Origin of the sequence: Paenibacillus sp. NRS-1781 (assembly GCF_050467745.1) — a bacterium.
GTDB lineage: Bacteria > Bacillota > Bacilli > Paenibacillales > Paenibacillaceae > Paenibacillus > Paenibacillus terrae_A.
Map to the genome: position 1 here is coordinate 44848 of NZ_JBITPI010000002.1, position 21051 is coordinate 65898.

Annotated in this window: 19 protein-coding genes and 1 riboswitch; of the genes, 10 read left to right on the plus strand and 9 right to left on the minus strand. The window is 50.6% G+C overall.

Annotated elements, in window-relative coordinates:
• Positions 1-30: 30 nt before the first annotated feature.
• Positions 31-546 (minus strand): heme uptake protein IsdC, encoded by a 516-nt coding sequence (gene isdC / locus ACIFO6_RS00420; RefSeq protein WP_283653305.1) that lies wholly within the window; start codon positions 544-546, stop codon positions 31-33.
• A 398-nt stretch (positions 547-944) separates the two neighbouring features.
• Here isdC and ACIFO6_RS00425 point away from each other — a divergent pair, with 398 nt between their 5' ends.
• From ACIFO6_RS00425 to isdG, 4 genes are read left to right on the plus strand one after another with little or no spacing between them, the layout of a single operon-like run.
• Positions 945-1925, plus strand: coding sequence for an ABC transporter substrate-binding protein (locus tag ACIFO6_RS00425; RefSeq protein WP_430036776.1), 981 nt, complete (start codon positions 945-947; stop codon positions 1923-1925).
• A 3-nt stretch (positions 1926-1928) separates the two neighbouring features.
• Positions 1929-2927: a FecCD family ABC transporter permease gene (locus ACIFO6_RS00430; protein ID WP_430036779.1), complete on the plus strand. Its 999-nt coding sequence runs from the start codon at positions 1929-1931 to the stop codon at positions 2925-2927.
• Complete coding sequence (locus ACIFO6_RS00435; RefSeq protein WP_430036782.1) at positions 2924-3715, plus strand: ABC transporter ATP-binding protein; 792 nt, start codon at positions 2924-2926, stop codon at positions 3713-3715. Before ACIFO6_RS00430 ends, ACIFO6_RS00435 begins: the two co-directional genes overlap by 4 nt.
• Position 3716: 1 nt before the next feature.
• Entirely contained in the window at positions 3717-4073 is a 357-nt protein-coding gene (isdG, locus tag ACIFO6_RS00440; protein ID WP_430036785.1) for a heme oxygenase, read from the plus strand.
• Positions 4074-4186: 113 nt separating this feature from the next.
• On the opposite strand, the gene ACIFO6_RS00445 is transcribed toward isdG, so the two are convergent.
• From ACIFO6_RS00445 to ACIFO6_RS00460, 4 genes are all read right to left on the minus strand, one after another.
• Entirely contained in the window at positions 4187-5173 is a 987-nt protein-coding gene (locus ACIFO6_RS00445; protein WP_430036788.1) for an MBL fold metallo-hydrolase, read from the minus strand.
• A 193-nt stretch (positions 5174-5366) separates the two neighbouring features.
• Entirely contained in the window at positions 5367-5477 is a 111-nt protein-coding gene (locus ACIFO6_RS00450) for a cytochrome bd oxidase small subunit CydS (RefSeq protein ID WP_430036791.1), read from the minus strand.
• A 6-nt stretch (positions 5478-5483) separates the two neighbouring features.
• Positions 5484-6515, minus strand: coding sequence for a cytochrome d ubiquinol oxidase subunit II (locus tag ACIFO6_RS00455; RefSeq protein ID WP_430036794.1), 1032 nt, complete (start codon positions 6513-6515; stop codon positions 5484-5486).
• Complete coding sequence (locus ACIFO6_RS00460; protein ID WP_430036797.1) at positions 6512-7858, minus strand: cytochrome ubiquinol oxidase subunit I; 1347 nt, start codon at positions 7856-7858, stop codon at positions 6512-6514. The genes ACIFO6_RS00455 and ACIFO6_RS00460 overlap by 4 nt, the downstream gene beginning before the upstream one ends.
• A gap of 464 nt (positions 7859-8322) precedes the next feature.
• On the opposite strand from ACIFO6_RS00460, the gene ACIFO6_RS00465 reads away from it, so the two are divergent.
• Both ACIFO6_RS00465 and ACIFO6_RS00470 read left to right on the plus strand, forming a co-directional pair.
• Positions 8323-9456 carry a virulence factor gene (locus ACIFO6_RS00465; protein WP_430036800.1) on the plus strand — a complete coding sequence of 378 codons (1134 nt, stop codon included), beginning with the start codon at positions 8323-8325 and terminating at the stop codon, positions 9454-9456.
• A gap of 122 nt (positions 9457-9578) precedes the next feature.
• Positions 9579-9780: riboswitch (Lysine riboswitch) on the plus strand.
• A 134-nt stretch (positions 9781-9914) separates the two neighbouring features.
• Complete coding sequence (locus tag ACIFO6_RS00470) at positions 9915-11381, plus strand: amino acid permease (protein WP_430036803.1); 1467 nt, start codon at positions 9915-9917, stop codon at positions 11379-11381.
• Between the two features lie 122 nt (positions 11382-11503).
• On the opposite strand, the gene ACIFO6_RS00475 is transcribed toward ACIFO6_RS00470, so the two are convergent.
• The gene (locus ACIFO6_RS00475) at positions 11504-12886 is read right to left on the minus strand and encodes an MFS transporter (protein WP_430036806.1); all 1383 of its coding nucleotides are present in this window, start codon (positions 12884-12886) and stop codon (positions 11504-11506) included.
• Between the two features lie 51 nt (positions 12887-12937).
• A complete protein-coding gene (locus ACIFO6_RS00480; RefSeq protein ID WP_430036809.1) occupies positions 12938-14065 on the minus strand; it encodes a transglutaminase domain-containing protein in 1128 nt (375 codons plus the stop codon).
• Positions 14066-14278: 213 nt separating this feature from the next.
• Between ACIFO6_RS00480 and ACIFO6_RS00485 the strand changes: the two genes are divergently transcribed.
• From ACIFO6_RS00485 to ACIFO6_RS00495, 3 genes are read left to right on the plus strand one after another with little or no spacing between them, the layout of a single operon-like run.
• The gene (locus ACIFO6_RS00485) at positions 14279-14524 is read left to right on the plus strand and encodes a FeoA family protein (RefSeq protein ID WP_044644606.1); all 246 of its coding nucleotides are present in this window, start codon (positions 14279-14281) and stop codon (positions 14522-14524) included.
• Positions 14515-16524 carry a ferrous iron transport protein B gene (gene feoB, locus ACIFO6_RS00490; protein WP_430036812.1) on the plus strand — a complete coding sequence of 670 codons (2010 nt, stop codon included), beginning with the start codon at positions 14515-14517 and terminating at the stop codon, positions 16522-16524. Before ACIFO6_RS00485 ends, feoB begins: the two co-directional genes overlap by 10 nt.
• Positions 16525-16560: 36 nt before the next feature.
• A complete protein-coding gene (locus tag ACIFO6_RS00495) occupies positions 16561-16737 on the plus strand; it encodes a FeoB-associated Cys-rich membrane protein (RefSeq protein ID WP_082067089.1) in 177 nt (58 codons plus the stop codon).
• An 87-nt stretch (positions 16738-16824) separates the two neighbouring features.
• On the opposite strand, the gene xylB is transcribed toward ACIFO6_RS00495, so the two are convergent.
• A complete protein-coding gene (gene xylB / locus ACIFO6_RS00500) occupies positions 16825-18348 on the minus strand; it encodes a xylulokinase (protein WP_430036815.1) in 1524 nt (507 codons plus the stop codon).
• A gap of 57 nt (positions 18349-18405) precedes the next feature.
• Positions 18406-19722: a xylose isomerase gene (gene xylA / locus ACIFO6_RS00505; RefSeq protein ID WP_430036818.1), complete on the minus strand. Its 1317-nt coding sequence runs from the start codon at positions 19720-19722 to the stop codon at positions 18406-18408.
• 133 nt (positions 19723-19855) lie between these two features.
• On the opposite strand from xylA, the gene ACIFO6_RS00510 reads away from it, so the two are divergent.
• Complete coding sequence (locus tag ACIFO6_RS00510) at positions 19856-21028, plus strand: ROK family protein (RefSeq protein WP_430036821.1); 1173 nt, start codon at positions 19856-19858, stop codon at positions 21026-21028.
• Positions 21029-21051 lie beyond the last annotated feature (23 nt).

Sequence of the window (21051 nt, forward strand, 5' to 3'; positions counted from 1 at the left end):
TGATTTCATGAACGATAAGATTGCTTGAATTTACTTCTTAGAAGATTTGGTTGATTTCGTTGACTGGACTGCTGCTACTTTTTTGACACTTTTGGAATCAAAAGCGAAGCGAATGGTATAGTCATGATCGTAGTTATACGCAGGGACGGTAACATGAATTTTTGAAATTAACGGACTGTTCACAGTTGTTATTGGAAATTGTACAGTGCGGGTATCGGTTTTGGCATCCTTATGAATGACCTTTGTGTCGATGATTTTTCCTTTGTAATCCACTTTAAACCCGGTTGTCCATTCGCTGTGATTCAGCTTGATTTGCATGGTCATTTGGCCTTTTTTCACATACAGCTTGGCTGGCTTCTCAAAATAATCATTAGCCATGGATACAGAATCATTTTCGGCCTTGAGAATATCGTATTTAAGCGTGTATGTACCATCCGCCAATTTTGTAGAAGCCGTAGCGGCTACCACAGATGATGAAGTTGGCCAAAAGCTAAGCACACTGACCAGCAGAAACACAGCAATCATTGCAGAATAACCCTTCCTCATTTTGACAGCAGTCCCTCCCCACGAGAATATAAGTTAATTGATTATCATTCTCAATTGAATTTTAAAAAAAAATAGCTCTTCTTGAGCTTTTCCTCCCACCTTTCCATCCAGAAATTCGCAAAACCAAGTGAACCCATCACCAATATATCTTACACTTTTCGAATATGTCAATATGTATTTGCGTGTATATAACCCCTTGATATATGCTATTTTTTAAGAAAAATTTAGGATACCTTCCTCTATACCATGAATCCCCTCCTCTCCATTTCAGTAAATAAATTATTTAAAATTTTGGTTTTTTCAATTGACAATCCCCGTTGATATTCATTATCATTCTCTTATACATAAATGAAAATGATTATCATTATTGTTTAACTTAAAATTGCAGGAGGAATGACATGAAATCTTATGTGTTGTGGTCATCCGCAGCGCTTTTATTGGCAGTTACCGGATGCAGTAACGATACTCCGGCCGCAGATCACAAACCAACCACTGCATCTGTATCTGCCACTTCCGGCACAACAAGCGATGCGGCAATACAGGTTACTGATTTTTCCAAGCGAACGTTGGCGTTCCAAGGTATCCCTCAACATATCATTGCTCTCAGCAATGGCGATCTGGATATCATATATGCTTTGGGCGGAACAGCCGTCGGCAGACCCAACTCGAATGGACCTTCCGTCGTGCCTGCTGCTGAAAACGTTCAACAAGTAGGTTCTACTCATGAGGTCGATCTGGAGAAAATTACGATGCTCAAACCAGATGTTGTATTGGGCAATTACCCTATGAATGAGAAGGACATTCCAGCTATTGAAGGTGTCGGTTCACAGCTGCTGCTGACAGGCGCCAATTCAGTCCGGGATATTCAGTCGCAAATTACACTCTTCGGGCAATTATTGCAAAAGCAGGCTCAGGCTGTGAAGCTGAATCAGCAAATTGACCAGCAGATAGCCACCTTACAAAAGGAAACAGCCTCTACCTACAAACCTAAAGCGCTACTTGTTTACGGAGCCCCGGCCACATATATGGCGGCATTGCCGAATTCATTAGGTGGAAATATTCTGGAACTAGCTGGCGGTGCCAATATTGCCGCTGATTTTCCGGGCCTGCAAAATTTCCCGCAATACGCGCAGCTAAACACGGAACGCATCGTACAGGCCGACCCTGACTACATCCTGATTATGACCCACGGCAATACGGAGGAGGTCAAAGCTGCATTTATCAAGGAAATGCAGGAAAATGCAGCCTGGAGCGGAATCAAGGCGGTCAAAAACAATCAGGTCGAGGTATTACCCTCTGATCTGTTCGGAACCAATCCGGGCACACGGGTTACTGAGGCACTGGATTTGATGCACCAGAAGCTGTATCCGGCGAAATAAGCGATGAACAAACTACAACGCGCCAGAAGACGCACCATCGCCTGGATTACGCTTCCGATCTTGCTGTTAGCTGTATCCGTGTACGGCCTGGCTTACGGATCGGTGTCGATTCCACTACGAGAAATCAATCAGGTTTTGCTACATCATGATGACTCCACCTATCGCACGATCCTCATGGATCTCCGGCTGCCCAGAGTATTAGTGGGTCTGCTCGTAGGAGCCTGTCTGGCAGCTGCGGGAGCACTTCTTCAGGGAGTCATGAAAAATCCACTGGCTGATCCCGGCATTATTGGTGTATCGGCTGGTGGCGGACTCGCTGCGGTCATCACGATGGTCATGCTTCCACAGCTTAGCTACCTTCTTCCGGTAACTGCCTTTTTGGGAGCCTTCCTGACTGCCGTTGCAATTTACCTGCTGGCTTGGGATCGGGGCGCTTCTCCCGTCAAAATCGTATTAGCGGGTGTTGCGATCAACGCACTGCTGGGCGCGATCATGAACGGCGTGATGGTCATGTACAGCGACCGCGTGCAAGCGGTTCTCCCTTGGCTATCCGGTGGATTGAACGGACGAAGCTGGCATCATCTGGAGTTCATGGCACCTTACGCCATCATTAGCTTAATCGCCTCCCTGTTTGCGATCAAGCCTGCCAATTTGCTGCTACTGGGCGACGATTCAGCGCAACTGCTCGGACAGCGTGTAGAGCTTCAGCGGCTGCTCATTATTTTGCTCTCTGCCCTGCTCGCCGGTACGGCAGTCAGTGTAGCGGGGCTGATCGGTTTTGTAGGACTGGTTGTCCCTCATGTCATCCGATTGCTGATCGGGGAGGATTACCGTTTCCTCCTTCCCCTTTCCATTCTGGGCGGCGGGACACTGGTCGTACTGGCGGATACAGTGGCACGGTCCTGGTTTGACCCGATTGAACTGCCTGTAGGTATTTTGCTGGCCGTCATCGGAGCGCCGTTCTTCTTAATCCTGCTCAAGAAACGGGGGAATTTCGGATGACAGCCATTCAGGGTGAGCATATCTCCTTGCAGCGCGGGTATTTCAGGCTGGACGATGTAAACATCACCTTGCCCGCCGGACAGCTCACTGCAATTGTCGGGCCCAACGGTTCGGGCAAATCCACGCTTCTACGGATCATTACTCGGCTGCTCAAGCAGGATCAGGGGCTGGTTTCCGTACTGGGCAAGCCCGTGCAGGAGTACAAGCGGCGTGATTTTGCCCAGACGATTACCATGCTGCCGCAAATGAAGGATATGCTGCCGTTATTAACGGTTCGTGAGCTGATTGCTTACGGAAGATCCCCTCATGCCAAAGGCTTGAGGACACGGCATACCGGACAGGATCAGCATATTGTAGACCATGTCATGGAAATCACAGGCATGAAGCCCTATGCGGATCGGATGTTCCATACTCTATCGGGAGGTGAACAACAAAAAGCGCGAATTGCAATGGCTTTGGCCCAACAAACGGGCATTCTTTTGCTCGATGAACCTACCACTTTTCTGGATATCGCCCATCAATTTGAGGTTATGGATATGCTGAGGCGTATTAATCACGAGTCTGGCTTAACGATTGTTATGGTACTGCATGATTTGCAGCAAGCTGCGGCCTATTGTCATCATATGATTGCGCTTAAAAGGGGACGAATCGCCATGGCTGGCGAACCCCGTCAGATTTTGACGTCTGCTTTTCTTCGCGACATTTATGAAATGAACGCTACTATCAAATTTGAGGATGGCTATCCGGTCATTATACCGACCATACCACATCATTCAGGAGGAATTTAATATGATTATTATTACCAACACATCTAAAATCACCCCGGGCAATGCCCACCTGCTCATCGAACGCTTTAACAAAGAAGGTAAAGTGGAAAAAATGGAAGGCTTCCTCGGTCTGGAGGTACTGCTCACTGAAAACACAAAAGATTATGAGGAAGTAACGATTAGCACACGCTGGAAGGAAAAAGAGAACTTCCAAGGCTGGACCAAAAGCGAGGCCTTCCGTGAATCACACAGCCACCGCCAAATTCCGGACTATATATTAGAAAATAAAATTACGTTTTATGAAGTCAAAATCGTGCGTCATCCCATTAGCATCGCCGACTCCGATTCCTCTCTGGTGAACGATACCGAAGCGGTCTAATCCTGTAACACAGCGACAGACTTGTCTGCCCGCACCTTTTCACATATTCAAGCCAACCATAAAAAGCGACTCCGCAGACCATTGTCCGCAGAGTCGCTTTTTATGTGGAATCCTCAGATTGTAGTTGAACAGCGGCTTTGAATTTTCAGCGTCTCACCGTGTCCCAGTATATGAATGCGCTCCTTGGCGATGCCCAAGCGTTCACGCTCCGCTTCGAGACGATCCAGCGCCTCTCTCGGCGTATCATCCGCCAGCTTAAAGGCTCCGTAATGCATCGGGATCATCTGATCCGCACCGCAATCCACGAACCCCTGCAACGCCTCCTCCGGTGTCACATGCTGCGAAGTCATGAACCATTCCGGCTCATACGCACCAATCGGCATAAAGGTCAGGTCAATGTCAAAGCGCTCGCCAACCTCCTTAAAGCCACGAAAATATCCGGTATCTCCCACAAAGTACAACGTCGGTGCAGCTGCCGTTTCTGTGACGGACGTGGCAGAGCCAATCACCTGCTGCTCACTTTGCAGCACATATCCACCCCAATGCGAAGTATTCGTATCAAACGGCGTACGCCGCGTCCAATGCTGGGCCGGAACAAATGTGAAGCACACCCCGCCTATCGTAAAATGATCCCACCATTTCAGCTCATGGCAGTTACGGAAGCCTTTGCGGACCATTTTCGACTTTAACCCCGAAGGTACAAGCATCAGCGTATCTGCACGATACAATTTGCGCAACGATTCCATATGCAAATGATCATAATGCGAATGAGACAGCAGAATGATGTCCAACGGCGGTACATCCTGAATGCGGATGCCGGGCGGAGCCAGTCTTTTGTCGAAAGCCATACGCTCAGCCCACACCGGATCCGTAACAATATTCAGTCCGAGGTATTGGATGAAAAAGGTAGAATGCCCTACCCAGGTCGCCGTCGTCGTTTCCCGGTTACTGTGCAAAAACTCCAGCTCCGGCGGATGGTTCGGAACAACGAACGTATAATCCTTCGTTTTGCTGCGGCGCTCCTGCCGCCATTGTCTGAATTGCTTGAGTGTTTTATCCGTGTTGACATGATCCATGTTGTTAAAACGAACTTTGGGCATGATGTAACTCCTCCCCTGATGGACCCGTTCTCCAAAGAAACCGAAGCGGCTCAATTCATTTATATATTACACGCAAGTGTGAACATCCAATGATGCAACATGCTGGTGTATGTAAAGTATAATTCAATCCGCCTTTTACATGCAAAAATGGACCCTCCCCATCAATCAGGAAGGGCCATCTCAGATGCTGCTGTCAGTCCTGTGGATTTTTAAAGCGTGCCGAGTACATAAACAGAAATCCAATCGCCACCACAATAATAATAGGCGACTCATACATGATCGTAAAATGCTCGAAAGCAGCCATTTGTACTCACCCTTTCTTCCCCGCTTGTCCTCGCACATAATCCGCATCGAACAGGAACAGTCTCAAGATCAGGATCAGTGACGGAATCAGCACCAGCAGCCCCGCACTAAACGCCGCAATCAATGCATACGCCATGGCGGAGTTCGTAAAGCTGTGATGCACATTAATGTAGGGATACAAAACATACGGCAAATGCGAGCGTCCATAGCCATACCAGGCAAATGCAAATTGCAGCATGACCAGAATAAAGGTGGTTCCGAGATGACGCCGCCGCCATACCAGATAGACAGCTCCGACAAAGCAGATGAAGGAGGCGACAAACATCCATGCCATGTTCAGCATATTGGCAAAGTGGTCCGGATTTTGTTTGTTAATCTGAAAAAATGCGAGCAGACTCGCCACAATCGTTGGGCCGCTCCAGAGCAGCGCATATCCACGCACGATTTCAAAAGCAACCTTGTCTCCTGCCCTTTTGGCATAATAGGACAGAAACATCGCCGAGATATACAGCACACTCACCAGCGCCAGGAAAATAACCGCCCACGTATAGGAGTTGCTTAATAACTCACCCCAGCGCAGATGAACACCTGTGCTGTTCTCCACAATAATGCCGCCTTCCGAAATGGCGAGAACCGTCGACAGCGCCGCCGGAATCAGCAGCCCCGTCGCACCGTACAATGCCATGTAGACGATATTATTTGTACCGGAATGTCCATACGTATTGTACGCATAATACACCCCGCGAATCGCGAGAAGCACAATGGCAATACTGCCGGGAACGAGCAGCGCGGTGCCATAGTAATAAGCCGCATCCGGGAAGAAACCGTTCAGTCCCACCACGAAAAAAATGAGAAATACGTTCGTTACCTCCCACACCGGTGATAAATACCGTTGAATAATGTTGTGGATTTTATTCTGGTGACCTGTCAGCACACTGTAAAAGCTGAAAAAGCCTGCGCCAAAATCAATAGATGCCACAATCAAATAACCGAACAGGAAGGTCCACAAAATGGCGATACCGACAATTTCATAGCTCACTTCCCTTCAGCCCCCTCCAGCCCCAGCTGCCTCAGCTCCTCCACTGCATCTTTATTACGGAACAGCTTGCTGAGGACCTTAATGGCCGAGAAACACAGCACGAGATACAAAATGATAAACAATATCAGCATCCATCCGACACTCGTGGAGGTGGTTGCCGCCTCGGACACCTTCATGTAGCCGCGCAAAATCCACGGCTGCCTGCCCACCTCCGCAAACATCCAGCCCAGCTCAATGGCTACCATAGCCATCGGCCCCACCAGAATAAGTGCCAGCAGCAGCCATTTGGGGTATGGTTTGCGTCCCGGCAAACGTTTGCGAATCAGATACAACAGCGGAATGACCAGAATCAGCACCCCGGTGGTGATTTTGAGATCGAACATATAGTGGATAGACAACGGTGGACGCTGATCCACGGGATAATCATTCAGTCCCTTGACCTCCGTACTGGGCAGGTTACCGGCTAAAATACTAAGCGCATAAGGCACTTTCAGGGCATACTTGATATCTCCGTTCTTGTCCATATAACCGCCATATACGAAAGGAGCGTGCGTCATGGTATCAAAATGCCATTCGGCAGCAGCCAGCTTTTCCGGTTGATATTTGGCCAGAAATTTACCGGAGGCATCTCCGATCATCACGGTGCTGATAGCAAATACAATGGTGCAGGTGGCGGTCAGCTTCAGCGCTTTTTTGAAATACGGGTGGTTACGCCCCCGCAGCAAACTATAGGCAGCCAGTCCCATCAGCAGCCCGGCGCTCAACGTATACGAGGAAGCCAGCACATGAGAAACTTTGGTCGGCGTGGCCGGATTCAGCATGGCCTGGATGGGATGAATATCTGTCATGACTCCATTTTTAAGTGTAAAGCCTTGAGGCTGGTTCATGAACGAGTTCACAGTTGTAATAAAAACCGCTGATGCAGATGAGGCAATCGCTACCGGAATGAGCAGCATCAGGTGAAAATATTTGCTTTTAAACCGATCCCAGGTGTACAAGTAGATACCCAGAAAAATGGCTTCAATGAAAAAAGCAAACGTCTCCAAAAACAGGGGCAGCGCAATCGCTTGTCCAGCCACCCGCATAAAGGTAGGCCAAAGCAAGCTGAGTTGCAGTCCAATGGAAGTACCTGTGACGACACCTACGGCAACGGTGATGACAAACCCTCGCGCCCACCGTCGGGCCAGCAGCGTATAGTGCGGATCACCAGTTCGCAGCCCGCGCCATTCGGCGAGCGCAATCATCAAAGGTACGCCAACGCCAATGGATGCAAATACAATATGAACAAACAGGGTAATTCCAGTCAACATCCGGCTTAGCAATACGGGGTCCAGTGAAGACAAATGGTACTCACTCCTTCATTTCACATTCTAAATAGAAAGCACCTGCATATATTCCTTTGGATTACGATCTAGGGAGTCAGGCGGGCTATGCTTTTAATGACTGCATACAGCATAATAGCCGCTATCACAATACACACAATAATGAGCGTCCTTTCCTGCTTGCGGAACATGGGAACGCCTCCTTTACTCGTCGTTTGGAGCATGGGGAGAACACATCTTAGTCTAGCTAAAATTTGTTATTTTTAACCATGCTGCCGTTATAAATTTAGCAGGATTCCATTTTGGATATTGCTATGTGCATTCGAATCGTTCTGGGCAGCTACTTTTTAGCCTCATTAGTGTGAGATTTATCATTGTATTTTTCTCAAAATGACGAAATCTCTCTTTGGAGACATTCGTAGAATGAGGTACAATACAGATAAGCTATATATGGAGAACTTTTGAATAGGAGGCTGTACCGAGCTATGAAAATAACATCTATCGAGCCAACTCCCAGTCCGAACACCATGATGCTGCATCTGGATGAACGGCTGGAAGCGGGCATTCGCAGAACATATACACGGGATAATGAACGCTCCGCTCCCCCGTTTATCCGGCGTATGCTGGGCATTGAAGGAGTCAAAAGCGTGTTTCATACGACGGATTTTGTAGCCCTCGACCGCAAAGGGAACGCAGATTGGTCTACCATTCTGGGTCAGGTTCGGGACCGGCTAGGCGAGGAAGGCGCAGACGCCAATTGGGACTTGCCGGAGGAAACCTCAGGGGAAGCGTTTGGTGAGGCACAGGTATTTGTGCAATTTTTCCGGGGCATTCCGATGCAAATCCGGGTCAAAGCGGGCCAGCAGGAGGAACGGATTTCCTTGTCCGACCGTTTCGTGCAGGCCGTAACCCGGGTAGCCAGCGCGACACTGATCAAGGAGCGCAAGCTGAGCGATTACGGCGTCCGCTACGGAGAGCTGCCGGATATCGCACGCGAGGTGGAGCAGGAGTTGGAGGCGGCCTTCCCGCAGGAGCGGCTGGAGCAGATTATCCAGCAGGCGATTGCCCACGGCGCGGACAACAGCGAATTCGTGGAGGAACGCCGCGAATGGAGCGATGCTGAGCTGGAGCAGGCCCTACAGCACGAGGATTGGCGTACCCGCTACGCCGCGCTGGATCGGTTGGAGCCGACGCCCGAGCATTTGCCGCTCATCCGGCAAGCGCTGCATGACGACAAAATGCAGCTACGGCGGCTGGGGGTCGTCTATCTGGGCGATCTGCGCACACCGGAGGCGATGGAGCTGCTATTCGAGGCGCTGCGTGATCCTTCAGCGGCCGTACGCCGTACGGCGGGCGATACGCTGTCGGATATCGGCGACCCGGCGGCTACCGGAGCTATGATCGGAGCCTTGTCAGATAGCAGCAAGCTGGTTCGCTGGCGGGCTGCCCGCTTTTTGTACGAGGTCGGCACCGAGGACGCGCGTGACGCGCTGGAGAAGGCTGTTGATGACCCCGAATTCGAGGTCAGTCTACAGGCCAAAATGGCGCTGGAGCGCATTGAGTCAGGCGAGCAAGCCGCAGGTACGGTTTGGCAGCAGATGGCTAAACGCAACTCTTAATTTATGATTTTACGACTGGACCTTCAAAAAATTGTCGATTGTCAGAAGATGTACAGGTACGCTATACTTTAGTTTGCTATACAATAACATATCATGTCATACACCTCATCAACCCTGTTTTATGATGAGGTAGAGGTCGCGGATGTAATCAGTACACCGGAGGAGACGCCAAGAGCCGTCTGTGATTCCTGTGGAAAGGTGCATCCGCCGAAGTATGCGGAGTCGACTCTTTGTAAACCTCCGAATGCTGGGGCTGCTAACCGAAAGGAGCAGAACTGTCACGCGATGTCCTAACACAGACACGTGTGTTGAGCTATCTTGTTATAGAAGAAGGTATGGTGCGGAATGCATAGACAAGGCCGCAGGCGTATTCCCTGCGGTCTTTTGACGTTTGTAATCCCCCTCCTTCAGGCTCTTGCCCTGACATGAAATACCATTTCATGAAGGAGTGTTTGAACGTGCAACACAAAGCGACACCTGCCGCAACCTTGCGGAAAAGTCTCAAAGCCCGACATATGACGATGATCGCCCTCGGGGGCTCCATCGGAACAGGCCTGTTCCTCGCCAGTGGAGGCGCGGTTGCAGAAGCCGGACCCGGAGGTGCCCTGCTGGCGTATGCAGCAGTCGGCCTCATGGTTTACTTCCTGATGACCAGCCTCGGTGAGCTGGCTACGTTTATGCCTGAATCCGGCTCTTTTAATACCTATGCAGGCCGTTTCGTCGATCCGGCTTTTGGCTTCGCCATGGGCTGGAACTTCTGGTACAACTGGGCCGTGACAATTGCCGCCGAGTTGGCAGCGGCGACCGTGCTGATCAAATACTGGTTTCCCGAAAGTCACTCCGCCTGGTGGAGTTTACTATTTCTGGCCGTGATCTTCGCGTTGAACGCGCTGACAGTCAAGGGCTACGGTGAATCCGAATACTGGTTCGCCATGATTAAAATTGTAACCGTGGTTATCTTTTTGACTGTGGGTGTGCTGATGATCTTCGGCATTATGGGGGGTCCAGCGATTGGCTTCGCTAACTTCACTGTGGGCGATGCCCCGTTCCATGGCGGATTTTTCGCCGTATTGGGCGTGTTCATGGCCGCAGGCTTTTCCTTTCAGGGAACGGAGCTGATCGGGGTAGCCGCCGGAGAGAGTGAAAATCCGCGTGAAAATGTGCCGCGTGCCATCCGTCAAATCTTTTGGCGCATCCTGTTCTTTTATATTCTGGCGATTCTCGTCATTGGATTGATTATTCCGTACACCAATCCGAATTTGCTGCGGGGAGATATCAGTGACATCGGGGTCAGCCCGTTCACACTGGTATTTGAAAAAGCGGGGCTTGCCATTGCCGCCTCCGTCATGAATGCCGTTATTTTAACTTCCGTATTGTCGGCAGGTAATTCCGGGATGTACGCGGCAACACGTGTACTGTACGCTTTGGCACGGGAAGGCAAAGCCCCCCGTTTCCTCGGACATATCAATCGGCGCGGCATTCCCATGAATGCACTGCTGATCACGACCGCTGTCGGTATGCTGGCCTTCCTCGCCTCCCTGTATGGGGACGGTGTGGTGTACAACTGGCTGCTAAATGCTTCCGGGATGTGCGGGTTTATCACATGGGTCGGTATTGCGGTCAGCCATTATCGTTTCCGCCGTGCCTTTACTGCACAGGGTCGCAGTCTGAGTGAGCTTCCGTACAAAGCCCGCTGGTTCCCGTTTGGTCCCTTGTTTGCCTTCGCACTGTGTATCATCGTGATTATCGGGCAAGGTGCCGATGCCTTTACCGGGCAAGCCATTGATTGGAAAACGATGATCGCTACGTACATGAGTGTGCCGCTGTTCCTTCTTCTGTGGCTCGGCTACAAATGGATCAAGCGTACCAAAATCGTTCCACTCCATGAGTGTGATTTGGACCCGGATGCGTCCTCCGGTAAATAAACAATAGTAAAAAAGCCCGTCTCCGGGCATATACAGGTGAAAATGCGAATGAACGATCCTATGGATCGGATCAGGTTCATCCGCATCTTCTCCCTGATATGTGGAGAGACGGGCTTTTTCTGTTATTCGGAAGAAGAAGCTACCGGGGCTGTCAAAGACAAAGACATAGACAAGGCACGGCGGCTAAACATGCCATAAATCACAGCAATCAGCGTCAGCAGTGCAGAAAACAAATACAAATTAACGATGCCCAGATGATCTGCAATCCAGCCCATCAGCAATAGCGAGATGCAAAACGTCATGCTCGTCAGCGTAGCCTGTGCGGATAGCACCTTGGGTAAATCGTGCACAGATACGCTCATTTGCATCATCGTGCGGCGGGATACGACGGACATTTCCGCAGGCAATCCCATTAACAGTACGATCAGCAGCGTCAGCGGCGGTAATGTGTTAAGCGCATACCAAGCCGTTAACAGTCCATAGCAAGCCATCCCCACCAGCATCGCGGGCAGCAGTCTGCGCTGCAAATACTTGACACAAGCGAGAACAATGATCCCACCGCCTATCGCTCCTGCAAAATACGCCGCATTAATGTACCCCCACCATGCCTCACTTTTGTGCAACACCTGCTGAGCGAAGGCAAGCGTGAATGCTCCTACCCAAACCGAACCACCCAGCAGGTCGATCATATCCATAAAAATAAGAGCCTTGAGCCTTCGGCTGGCTCCGATAAGACTCCACCCTTCGCGCAATATTTCCTTTTTGCGTTTGGGAGGTAACGCCGGGCTTTCCGACTCCGGGCCGTACAGCGTGTCTTCCAGCTGTACGAGAGGCATATCATGATGCTCTTGCCCCTGTTCAGCCACAGCTCCGGACGCTAAGGTGTCTCCGCTTCGCACCCGAGTTCCGGGTTGCAGTAAATAATGGGCTTTGCCCTCTAGCGGATCACGGATCAAGCTGGTAAAGATCAGGGCCACCGTATACAGCCCGCAAGCGACCAGCAGTGTTTTTTCCGAGCCCATTACGGCTACGAGCACACCGCTCAGCCCCCATCCGGCCAATTGTACGGTCTGATCGCTGACCGATACGAGACTGTTCGCCCGCATCAGCCCTTCCCCAGACGCAAGGCGCGGAATCAGCGCATTACGTGCAGGTGTGGTCCAACCGTCCAGAAAGGACATGGCTGCTACCAGTGTAAACACAAGCACCCATACTGGGTTTGTTCCCGCTGACCACAAATGCCCCAACAGAAGAGCGAAGAAAGCCAGTTGGCCAAATTGAGAAACGAACAGAATAAATGGAAGCTGGAACCGAGCCAATATCAGCGGTGCTAAAAAGCCGCTAATCATCTGTGCGCCCATTCGCAACAACGGAACGAGAACCGAGGAAAAGATTGAATCCGTTTCATGAAACACCAGAGAAACCAGCGCCATGATATAAAGGATATCGGCCGCATTCGACATCGTCTGCGTGCCGAGCAGATAAGTAAAAGAACGCTTATGCATATGAATAAAATACTCCCTTACGAATGTGCTTTTTTTATTGCAGCAAAATGATCAGGTCCATTTCAGAGTTACACGAAGATTTCCGGTGCTGCCTAAATCTGTGATCTGATAAGAGATGGTTTTTACCCCGAGCTGATACAACGATTGTAAATCTTCTTTGAGACTTCGCTCTGTCCCCTGATAGCCAAAGGTAAGCGTGGCCCCTCCCTTATTCATCTCTTTGCGAACCTGCTCCTTGATTTCGGAGGATGATTTAACCAGACCCTTGCCGTCTTGTAGCGGATATTCCAAGTTATTGTACAGCTTTTGATACACAGCAGCCTTGGGTCCTCCCGCAGCGACCAATCCCGACAATGTCTGCCGATACGAGGTGTTCGCCTGAGGATACTGTTTAACCCAGGAGTGATCCCTGCGCATTTCGGCATCAGTCAATAGATAATACGAATTGCTTACCTCGTTGCCACGATCCGGGGTCGGATCATCCCATGTCGTATCCATGTGGTACCATTGTCCATCCAGCAAAACAAGATTCCATGCATGCAGTTGGCCCCCTGCTCTTCCCTCCACAATCCGGTTGGTAATCCCGGTGCGTTCCAGCATTTTGTAGGCGAGCAAGGAATAGCCCTGACACACCGTGCTTCCGGTTTTCAAACCATCGTATGCTGTGTACTTTTGCAGCGTCTCATCATATTTCAAACGAACCACGATCCAGTCATGAATGGCCTTCACCTTCTCATGATCCGTCATCCCCTTCGTAATGATGTCCCCCAGCACAGCTTTAACCGTGCTATCTACATATGCAGTCTGCTCCTTCGTCTCCCGGTAACTCAGACGGATCGTAACCTCGGCGGACGTGGTTGTGCCTGTATAGCTGAATGCGTAGCTTTTGATCGTATAATTCACATAGGGATCGCTCTCCATCGCCTGCTTGATGGCTGTCTGTAGCTGCTGCTTGAGACCGTTCACCCGCCCTTGATATGTAAAGGTCAGCGTTTCACTCCGCGTAGCCATGGCCTGTAAGAGCTTATTCTGAAGCTGCTGTGACGAAACGGATGGAGCTGGCTTGACCGACGCAGCATATACATTGTTCCCCCACTCCACAGCATGCGGCAGCAACACAGCCAGCACTGCACCTGCCGCCAGGCATTTTATAAGCCTAACCCCGATTTTTCTGTTCATACAGAGCGTTCCTGCCCTTCTTAGCATAATTGTAAACAGCTCTATCTTACCATAAAATCAGTTGGCCCAAGGACTCTAGTTTTGTCGGTTACAGACAGGCCATACCGTTCACAGAGAATTTTATCACAGCAATCTAGTAATCCTCATGATATGGTACTGGCATCGGAAATCATTGATATTGATTCTCATTCTATATTAGAAAGGCTGAGCACCATGCCAGAATGTATCTCACTCCTTCGTACTCCACCGGGTCAACCCGTGCGGCTGCAATCTCTTGCTTCTCTTCACCCCTCATTGCGTCGACGCTTAACGGACATGGGGATTGACGAAGGCTCCATTATACGGTTAAAAAAAATCAGTCTGTTGGGCGGCCCTATCGTTATTGAATGCAACGGTCAACTGGTCGGCCTCCGTCAAAATCAGGTAAAACAACTGGAGGTCGTTCCTTCATGGACATGATTGCTCTATTCGGTAATCCCAATACGGGAAAAACCTCATTATTCAACAAGCTGACTCGTACGTATGCAGAGGTAGGGAACTGGTCCGGGGTTACGGTGGAAAAGAAAACCGGTCTGCTGCGCGACAAGTCTGCCGTTTTGGTGGATTTGCCAGGTGCCTATTCCTTGCTTCCACTTTCGCTGGATGAAGGTATCGCTACCCGTTATTTGCTGGAAGAACCGCCTGCGGCTCTGATTAACATCGTGGATGCCTCCCAGCTCCAGCGCAATCTGTACCTGACTGTACAACTGCTGGAATATGGCCGTCCGCTCGTACTTGGCTTAAATATGACCGACGTAGCCGATGCCACAGGCCTGCTAGTGAACAAGGAATTGCTGGCTGATCAATTGAATGTTCCCATCATTCCTATGGTGGCACGCACGGGCAGCGGCAGTAAGCAAATGCTCGCATCCCTTCGAGAGGTACGACGTTCGCCAAATTCCTTCCAGTTGGATTATGGCTCTGCCGTCGAAGCAGCCCTTGTAGATATTGGCAGCTTGCTGACGAATACATCTGTGCCAAACCCTCGGTGGGCAGCTCTACAGTGTCTGGAAAACAATCCTGTCGTTATGGAATGGATGACGAATGAGGTACAGCGTGAAAAAGTAACGGATCACATCCAGCGTTGCGAGAAAGAGCTTCTCCTTGAAGGCTATTCGGCTACTCCCGCTCAGCATATCCGTTCTGTTCGTACAGCGTGGATCGCTGATCTGTGTACAAAGGCGTTGGATACGACCAAACTCAAGCCGCACAGTCTGACAGACAAGCTGGACGCATTGCTGACACATCGGTATCTGGGGATTCCGATCTTTTTGCTGCTGATGTACGCTACCTTCAAGTTCACCTTCGATTGGGCAGGTACGATCCTTTCAGATATGCTGGATGGATTCTTCTCAGGAGCACTGAGCAGTTGGATTTCTGAAGCGCTCGTTCACTTGAACGCGTCCGCTTTTACGCAAAGTCTTATCGTGGACGGTATCGTGGCGGGAGTTGGGGGCGTGCTCGTTTTTCTGCCTCAGATCGCTATTTTGTTCCTTATTATTTCGCTGATTGAAGACTCCGGGTATATGGCACGGGTCACGATATTAATGGACCGTCTCATGCAAGCTGTGGGCTTGAACGGGAAAAGCTTCATCCCCTTTATTATCGGCTTTGGCTGCAATGTTCCTGCCATTATGGCGGCACGCACCATTGAACAGCCCAGAGAACGCCTCATTACAACGTTGCTGGTACCCTTCATGTCCTGCTCCGCCCGCCTGCCAGTCTATGCGTTGTTTGCGGGCGTATTTTTCCCAACACACGCAGCAAGCATCATCATGCTGATGTACGTGCTAGGAATTGTCGTGTCGCTTGTACTTGCGAAGGTGTTCTCCAAGGTATCCTTTTTGTCGGGTGAGCCTTCCCTCTTCATCGTGGAGCTTCCCCCTTATCGTGTGCCGCAAGCTCTTACGCTATTTCGCAGCACGTGGGAAAAGGTCAAGGGCTTCGTCCGCAAAGCTGGAACCATTATTCTCGCAGGGTCCGTCGGTATTTGGCTTTTGTCCAATTTCGGCCCCCAAGGGTTCGGTGCAGACATGAATGACAGCCTGCTCGCCACTGTTGGAGGATGGTTCGCCCCCATACTGGCCCCTCTCGGCTTCGGTACCTGGCAAGCAGGCGCATCCCTGCTCACAGGCTTTATGGCCAAGGAGGTTGTGGTATCGACGATGAATATCATTTACCACGTTCCGGACATGCAGGGACTAGAAATGCAAGTAAGGCATGCCTTTACGCCATTGGCCTCTTTTAGCTTCATGGTGTTCATTCTGTTGTATGTGCCATGTCTGGCCACGGTAGCGGTCATTCGTAAAGAAACCCTTTCGTGGCGCTGGACCGGATTTTCCGTGATCTATCCTTTGACCGTTGCATATATTATTGCCGTTGTGATCTATCAGTGTGGCAGATTATTAGGTTGGGGTTAAGTTAGAGCCTTATGAAAATAGAAGGAAGTGGATTCCATGATCAATATCATCATTTTACTGGTGATTCTCGGTTATAGCGCGTGGGTGTTCGTACGCTTTTTGCGAAAAAGCCGTCAAGGTGCTTGTGCCGGATGCTCATCTAGCAAATCATGTCCGGGCTGTGCCACGAGTGCTGTGAAGGAAGACCAAGCGAACATCAACAGAAATATCTAATCCAAGCTTAGCATCCCCATGAAAAAAGCGTCTGCGGGTTTATCCTGACCCGAAGACGCTTTTCCTTTACTCTCAAACTCACAATATTTAGCGGTATTCCGCCAACCGTTCATTTAGCTCCCGCGTGTGCAGGTAGACTTCACGATACAGCTCATATAGGCCTTCATATCGGGCTACACGTTCCGGGTCTGGCGAGTATCTGGCTGCTTCACGGAGAAAAGCTGCCGCGCACGCTTGCAACGATTCAAACCAGCCGCTTCCGTAAGCGGCCAGCATCGCCGCGCCCAAGGCAGGCCCTTGCTCGCTTTCCAGCTTGATGATATCCGCATTAAAAATGTCTGCCTGCATTTGCAGCCACGCTTCATTACGCGCACCGCCGCCAATGGAAATGATCTCATTCACCGCTTTGCCCGTTCCTCTGAGAATATCAATGGATTCCTTGAGCGAGAATGTAATTCCCTCCAGCACCGCCCGTGTAAAATGCGCGAGCTTGTGCCCCGCATCCATCCCGATAAAGCTGCCTCGAATGGTAGCATCTGGATGAGGGGTACGTTCGCCGACAATATAAGGCGTAAACAACAGCCCGCGGCTACCCGGCTCAATCGAATCCACACCTTCCAACAGTGCATCAAAGGAATGCTCCGGTGCAAAGGTATCCTTAAACCACGTCAGGCTGTACCCGGCCGCGAGCGTAACACCCATGATATAATAAGCGTCCTGCTCACTATGATTAAAAAAATGCGCCCGACCCTGCACATCAATATCCTTGCGCTCCTCATAAGAAAGCACAACGCCTGAGGTGCCGATGCTGCACAAGGTGCGGCCTTCGCTCAAAATGCCTGCGCCAATCGCACCACATGCGTTGTCCGCTCCACCTGCATACACCTTCGTTGCAGGCGAAAGTCCGGTCTGCTCCGCAATCTCCGGCAGTAGTGTACCCGTCTGATCGAACGATTCCACCAGCGATGGGAACAGAGTCAACGGCAGTTCGAAAGCAGCAGCAATCTCTTGGCTCCACTGCTTTTTGGCCACATCCAGCAGCAGCGTGCCCGCCGCATCCGAATACTCCGTTGCCAGTTCTCCCGTCAGGCGATACCGCACATAATCCTTCGGTAGCATAAAATGGGCTGCACCAGCCAGTACGTCCGGCTCATGCTCCTGCACCCACAGCAGCTTGGGCAGCGTAAAGCCTTCCAGCGCCCGGTTACGCGCGATACTTAGCAGCTCCGGTCCGAGCTGTTCTTCAATGCGGCGGCACTGCGCCGTTGTGCGCGTGTCATTCCACAGAATAGCCGGACGAAGCACCTGCCCGTCCTTGTCGGTCAGCACAAGCCCGTGCATCTGTCCCGAAAAGCTAATGCCGTCCACAGCATCTGCCCCGCCGATTCCAGCCTTTTCAACAAGCTGCTTCAGTGCTGTTAGCGTGCCACGAACCCAGTCCTCGGGATGCTGCTCGCTGTACCCTGCCTTGGGCTGATGGAGCGGATAAGACTCGGAGGTTTCATTAGCTACCTGTCCCTTGCGGTTGACCAGCACCGTTTTGACTGCGCTGGTACCCAAGTCCACGCCGATGACATAGCGCTCCTGCTCCTGTTTCTGCTTTTCCTGCATGGAAATTCCTCCTTTCCTGTTACCCTATAGACGCTGTCTCATGGATAGGCTCTGATATTAATCCGCCAAAATGTATTGATTTAATGTCGCTTTCAGATACTCCTGACGACCGGATACGTTTTTACGTGGTGCATCGTTCGCCAGTGCATATTCAGCCAAAGACGCAAGCGTTGCTTTACCGGATACGATGTCTGCTCCAATACCTTCTTTAAAGCTGCTATAGCGCTTATCGATAAAGTCCTCGAACACGCGGTCCTCGATCAGTTTGGCGGCTACCTTCAGGCCTTTCGCATACGTATCCATACCCGCGATATGTGCGAGGAACAGATCCTCTGGCTCAAATGATGCTCTACGCACCTTGGCATCAAAGTTGATACCGCCGCGGCCCAAGCCTTCATTTTGCAGCACTTCATACATAGTCAGGGTTGCATCATACAGATCAACCGGGAATTCGTCCGTATCCCAGCCCAGCAGCAAATCTCCCTGATTGGCATCCAGTGACCCCAGCATACCGTTAATCCGTGCTACACGCACTTCATGATCAAACGTATGACCCGCCAAGGTTGCATGGTTAGCCTCCAGATTGAGCTTGAAATGCGAATCCAGATCATATTTTTGCAGGAAAGCAATCGTCGTTGCCGCATCAAAATCATACTGGTGCTTGGTTGGCTCCTTCGGCTTCGGCTCGATCAGGAACTGAGCATCAAAGCCAATCTCCCGCGCATAGTCTACGGCCAGATGGAACATCCGTCCCAAATTGTCCTGCTCCAGCTTCAAATCTGTATTCAACAGCGTATCGTAGCCTTCACGGCCTCCCCAGAACACATAGTTATCCGCGCCCAGACGCTTGCCCACTTCCAGGCCTTTTTTAATCTGGGCCGCTGCGTGTGCGTATACATCTGCATTGCAAGTCGTCGCAGCCCCATGCAAGTAACGTGGATGGCTGAACATATTCGCCGTGTTCCACAGCAGCTTTTTACCCGTTGCCTTCATATGCTCTTCAATCAAATCCACGATGGTATCCAGATTGCTGTAAAATTCCTTCAGCGACGCGCCTTCTGGTGCAATATCCACATCATGAAAAGCAAAATAAGGCAGGTTCAGCTTATCCAGCAGCTCAAAAGCAGCCTCCACACGGGCCTTCGCCAAATCCAGTCCAGTAAACTTGGACCAAGGGCGCTCCGCCGTCTCTACCCCAAATGGATCAGATCCACCTGCAACCAGTGTATGCCAATAAGCCATACTAAAACGCAAATGCTCCTCCATCGTTTTCCCAGCCACAATTTCCTGAGGATTATAAAATTTGAATGCAAAAGGATTATTGGATTGCTTGCCCTCAAAGTTAATTTTAGATACCTGTTCGAAATAAGCCATTATAAGCTCCTCCTTTATAGTAAACGTTTACAAAAAAGATTCTAGCACAGCCAAAACACTTTGTCTATTGCTTAAACTAAGTTTTTTTTATGATATACTATTGGGAATTACACCAACAGGAAGTGAAAAAATCATGAATGTCACTGGCGATCAGGCGCTTGTCAAAAAGCTGAATAAATCCATTGTGCTGGAGCGCATTCGCCTCCATGCCCCCCTGTCCCGGGCACAATTATCCAGTCAAACCGGGTTAAATAAGGCTACCGTTTCCAACCTGGTGGCGGAGCTGATCACCGACGGGCTTGTATATGAAACGGGATTAGGTGAATCCAGTGGTGGTCGCAAGCCTTTAATGTTGCTGTTTAACAGTCGTGCGGGCTTTGTTCTCGGCATCGAGGTCAGCGTGCAGTATATCAAGGGTGCTCTGACCGATTTGGCAGGAACCATTGAAACAGAGCTTACCTTCCCCCTTGCGCAGCATGATCCTGCTTTTGTTATGGAGCAGATTCAAAGGCTGGTTCAGGAGCTTATGCAGACGGTCCCTCCCTCCCCTCATGGCATCGTCGGTATGGGGCTAGGAGTGCCAGGTATGGTGGATGAATCGGGAACTGTTTTGTTCGCGCCCAATCTGGGCTGGGAAGAGGTTCCGCTGCGGCAACAGCTTGAGGAAGAGCTTGGGCTTCCCGTGGTGGTGGATAACGAAGCCAATGTCGGCGCACAGGGCGAGTTGTACTATGGTATGGACAGCGATTACCGGCAACTGGTGCGGGATCTGGTCTACATTAGTGCAGGGTCTGGGATCGGGGCCGGAATTATCATTGACGGCAAGCTGTATCAAGGAGCTTGGGGGTACGCCGGAGAGACAGGTCATATGTCCATTGATTGGAACGGGCGGCTCTGCTCCTGCGGCAGCCGGGGCTGCTGGGAGCTGTATGCTTCGGAAAAAGCATACACAGCGCCTACCCTCCCCCTGCCCGCGCACAGTACAGCGGAATTACTGCCGTTTGCCCGGCAAGGTGACACGAATACGCTAAGCGTCTTTCGTGATATCGGGCGATATTTGGGCGTGGGCATTACCAATATTGTGAACAGCCTCAACCCCGGAATGCTTATCATCGGCGGTCCGCTGGCGGAGGCCCGACCATGGCTGGAGCAGAGTATGCGTGAGGTGATTGATGAACGCGCCCTGCCCTATCACCGACGGCAGCTGCAAATCCGTTTTTCCACGCTTGGCAGCCGTTCGACCATGTTAGGCGCTGCCTATGCAGCGACAGCCCCTTTTCTCAGGCGTGTAAGGGTATCTTTGTAAAAAAAGGCGTACAGGAACATTAA

Bases quoted from the DNA above. Each gene is read 5' to 3' on its own strand.
- xylB (WP_430036815.1), bottom strand. From the start codon at position 18,348: ATGCAGGAAAAGCAGAAACAGGAGCAGGAGCGCTATGTCATCGGCGTG.
- ACIFO6_RS00485 (WP_044644606.1), top strand. From the start codon at position 14,279: ATGCCAGAATGTATCTCACTCCTTCGTACTCCACCGGGTCAACCCGTG.
- ACIFO6_RS00450 (WP_430036791.1), bottom strand. From the start codon at position 5,477: ATGGCTGCTTTCGAGCATTTTACGATCATGTATGAGTCGCCTATTATT.
- ACIFO6_RS00475 (WP_430036806.1), bottom strand. From the start codon at position 12,886: ATGCATAAGCGTTCTTTTACTTATCTGCTCGGCACGCAGACGATGTCG.
- isdC (WP_283653305.1), bottom strand. From the start codon at position 546: ATGAGGAAGGGTTATTCTGCAATGATTGCTGTGTTTCTGCTGGTCAGT.
- ACIFO6_RS00495 (WP_082067089.1), top strand. From the start codon at position 16,561: ATGATCAATATCATCATTTTACTGGTGATTCTCGGTTATAGCGCGTGG.
- xylA (WP_430036818.1), bottom strand. From the start codon at position 19,722: ATGGCTTATTTCGAACAGGTATCTAAAATTAACTTTGAGGGCAAGCAA.
- ACIFO6_RS00425 (WP_430036776.1), top strand. From the start codon at position 945: ATGAAATCTTATGTGTTGTGGTCATCCGCAGCGCTTTTATTGGCAGTT.
- ACIFO6_RS00445 (WP_430036788.1), bottom strand. From the start codon at position 5,173: ATGCCCAAAGTTCGTTTTAACAACATGGATCATGTCAACACGGATAAA.
- feoB (WP_430036812.1), top strand. From the start codon at position 14,515: ATGGACATGATTGCTCTATTCGGTAATCCCAATACGGGAAAAACCTCA.
- ACIFO6_RS00435 (WP_430036782.1), top strand. From the start codon at position 2,924: ATGACAGCCATTCAGGGTGAGCATATCTCCTTGCAGCGCGGGTATTTC.
- ACIFO6_RS00510 (WP_430036821.1), top strand. From the start codon at position 19,856: ATGAATGTCACTGGCGATCAGGCGCTTGTCAAAAAGCTGAATAAATCC.
- ACIFO6_RS00430 (WP_430036779.1), top strand. From the start codon at position 1,929: ATGAACAAACTACAACGCGCCAGAAGACGCACCATCGCCTGGATTACG.
- isdG (WP_430036785.1), top strand. From the start codon at position 3,717: ATGATTATTATTACCAACACATCTAAAATCACCCCGGGCAATGCCCAC.
- ACIFO6_RS00480 (WP_430036809.1), bottom strand. From the start codon at position 14,065: ATGAACAGAAAAATCGGGGTTAGGCTTATAAAATGCCTGGCGGCAGGT.
- ACIFO6_RS00465 (WP_430036800.1), top strand. From the start codon at position 8,323: ATGAAAATAACATCTATCGAGCCAACTCCCAGTCCGAACACCATGATG.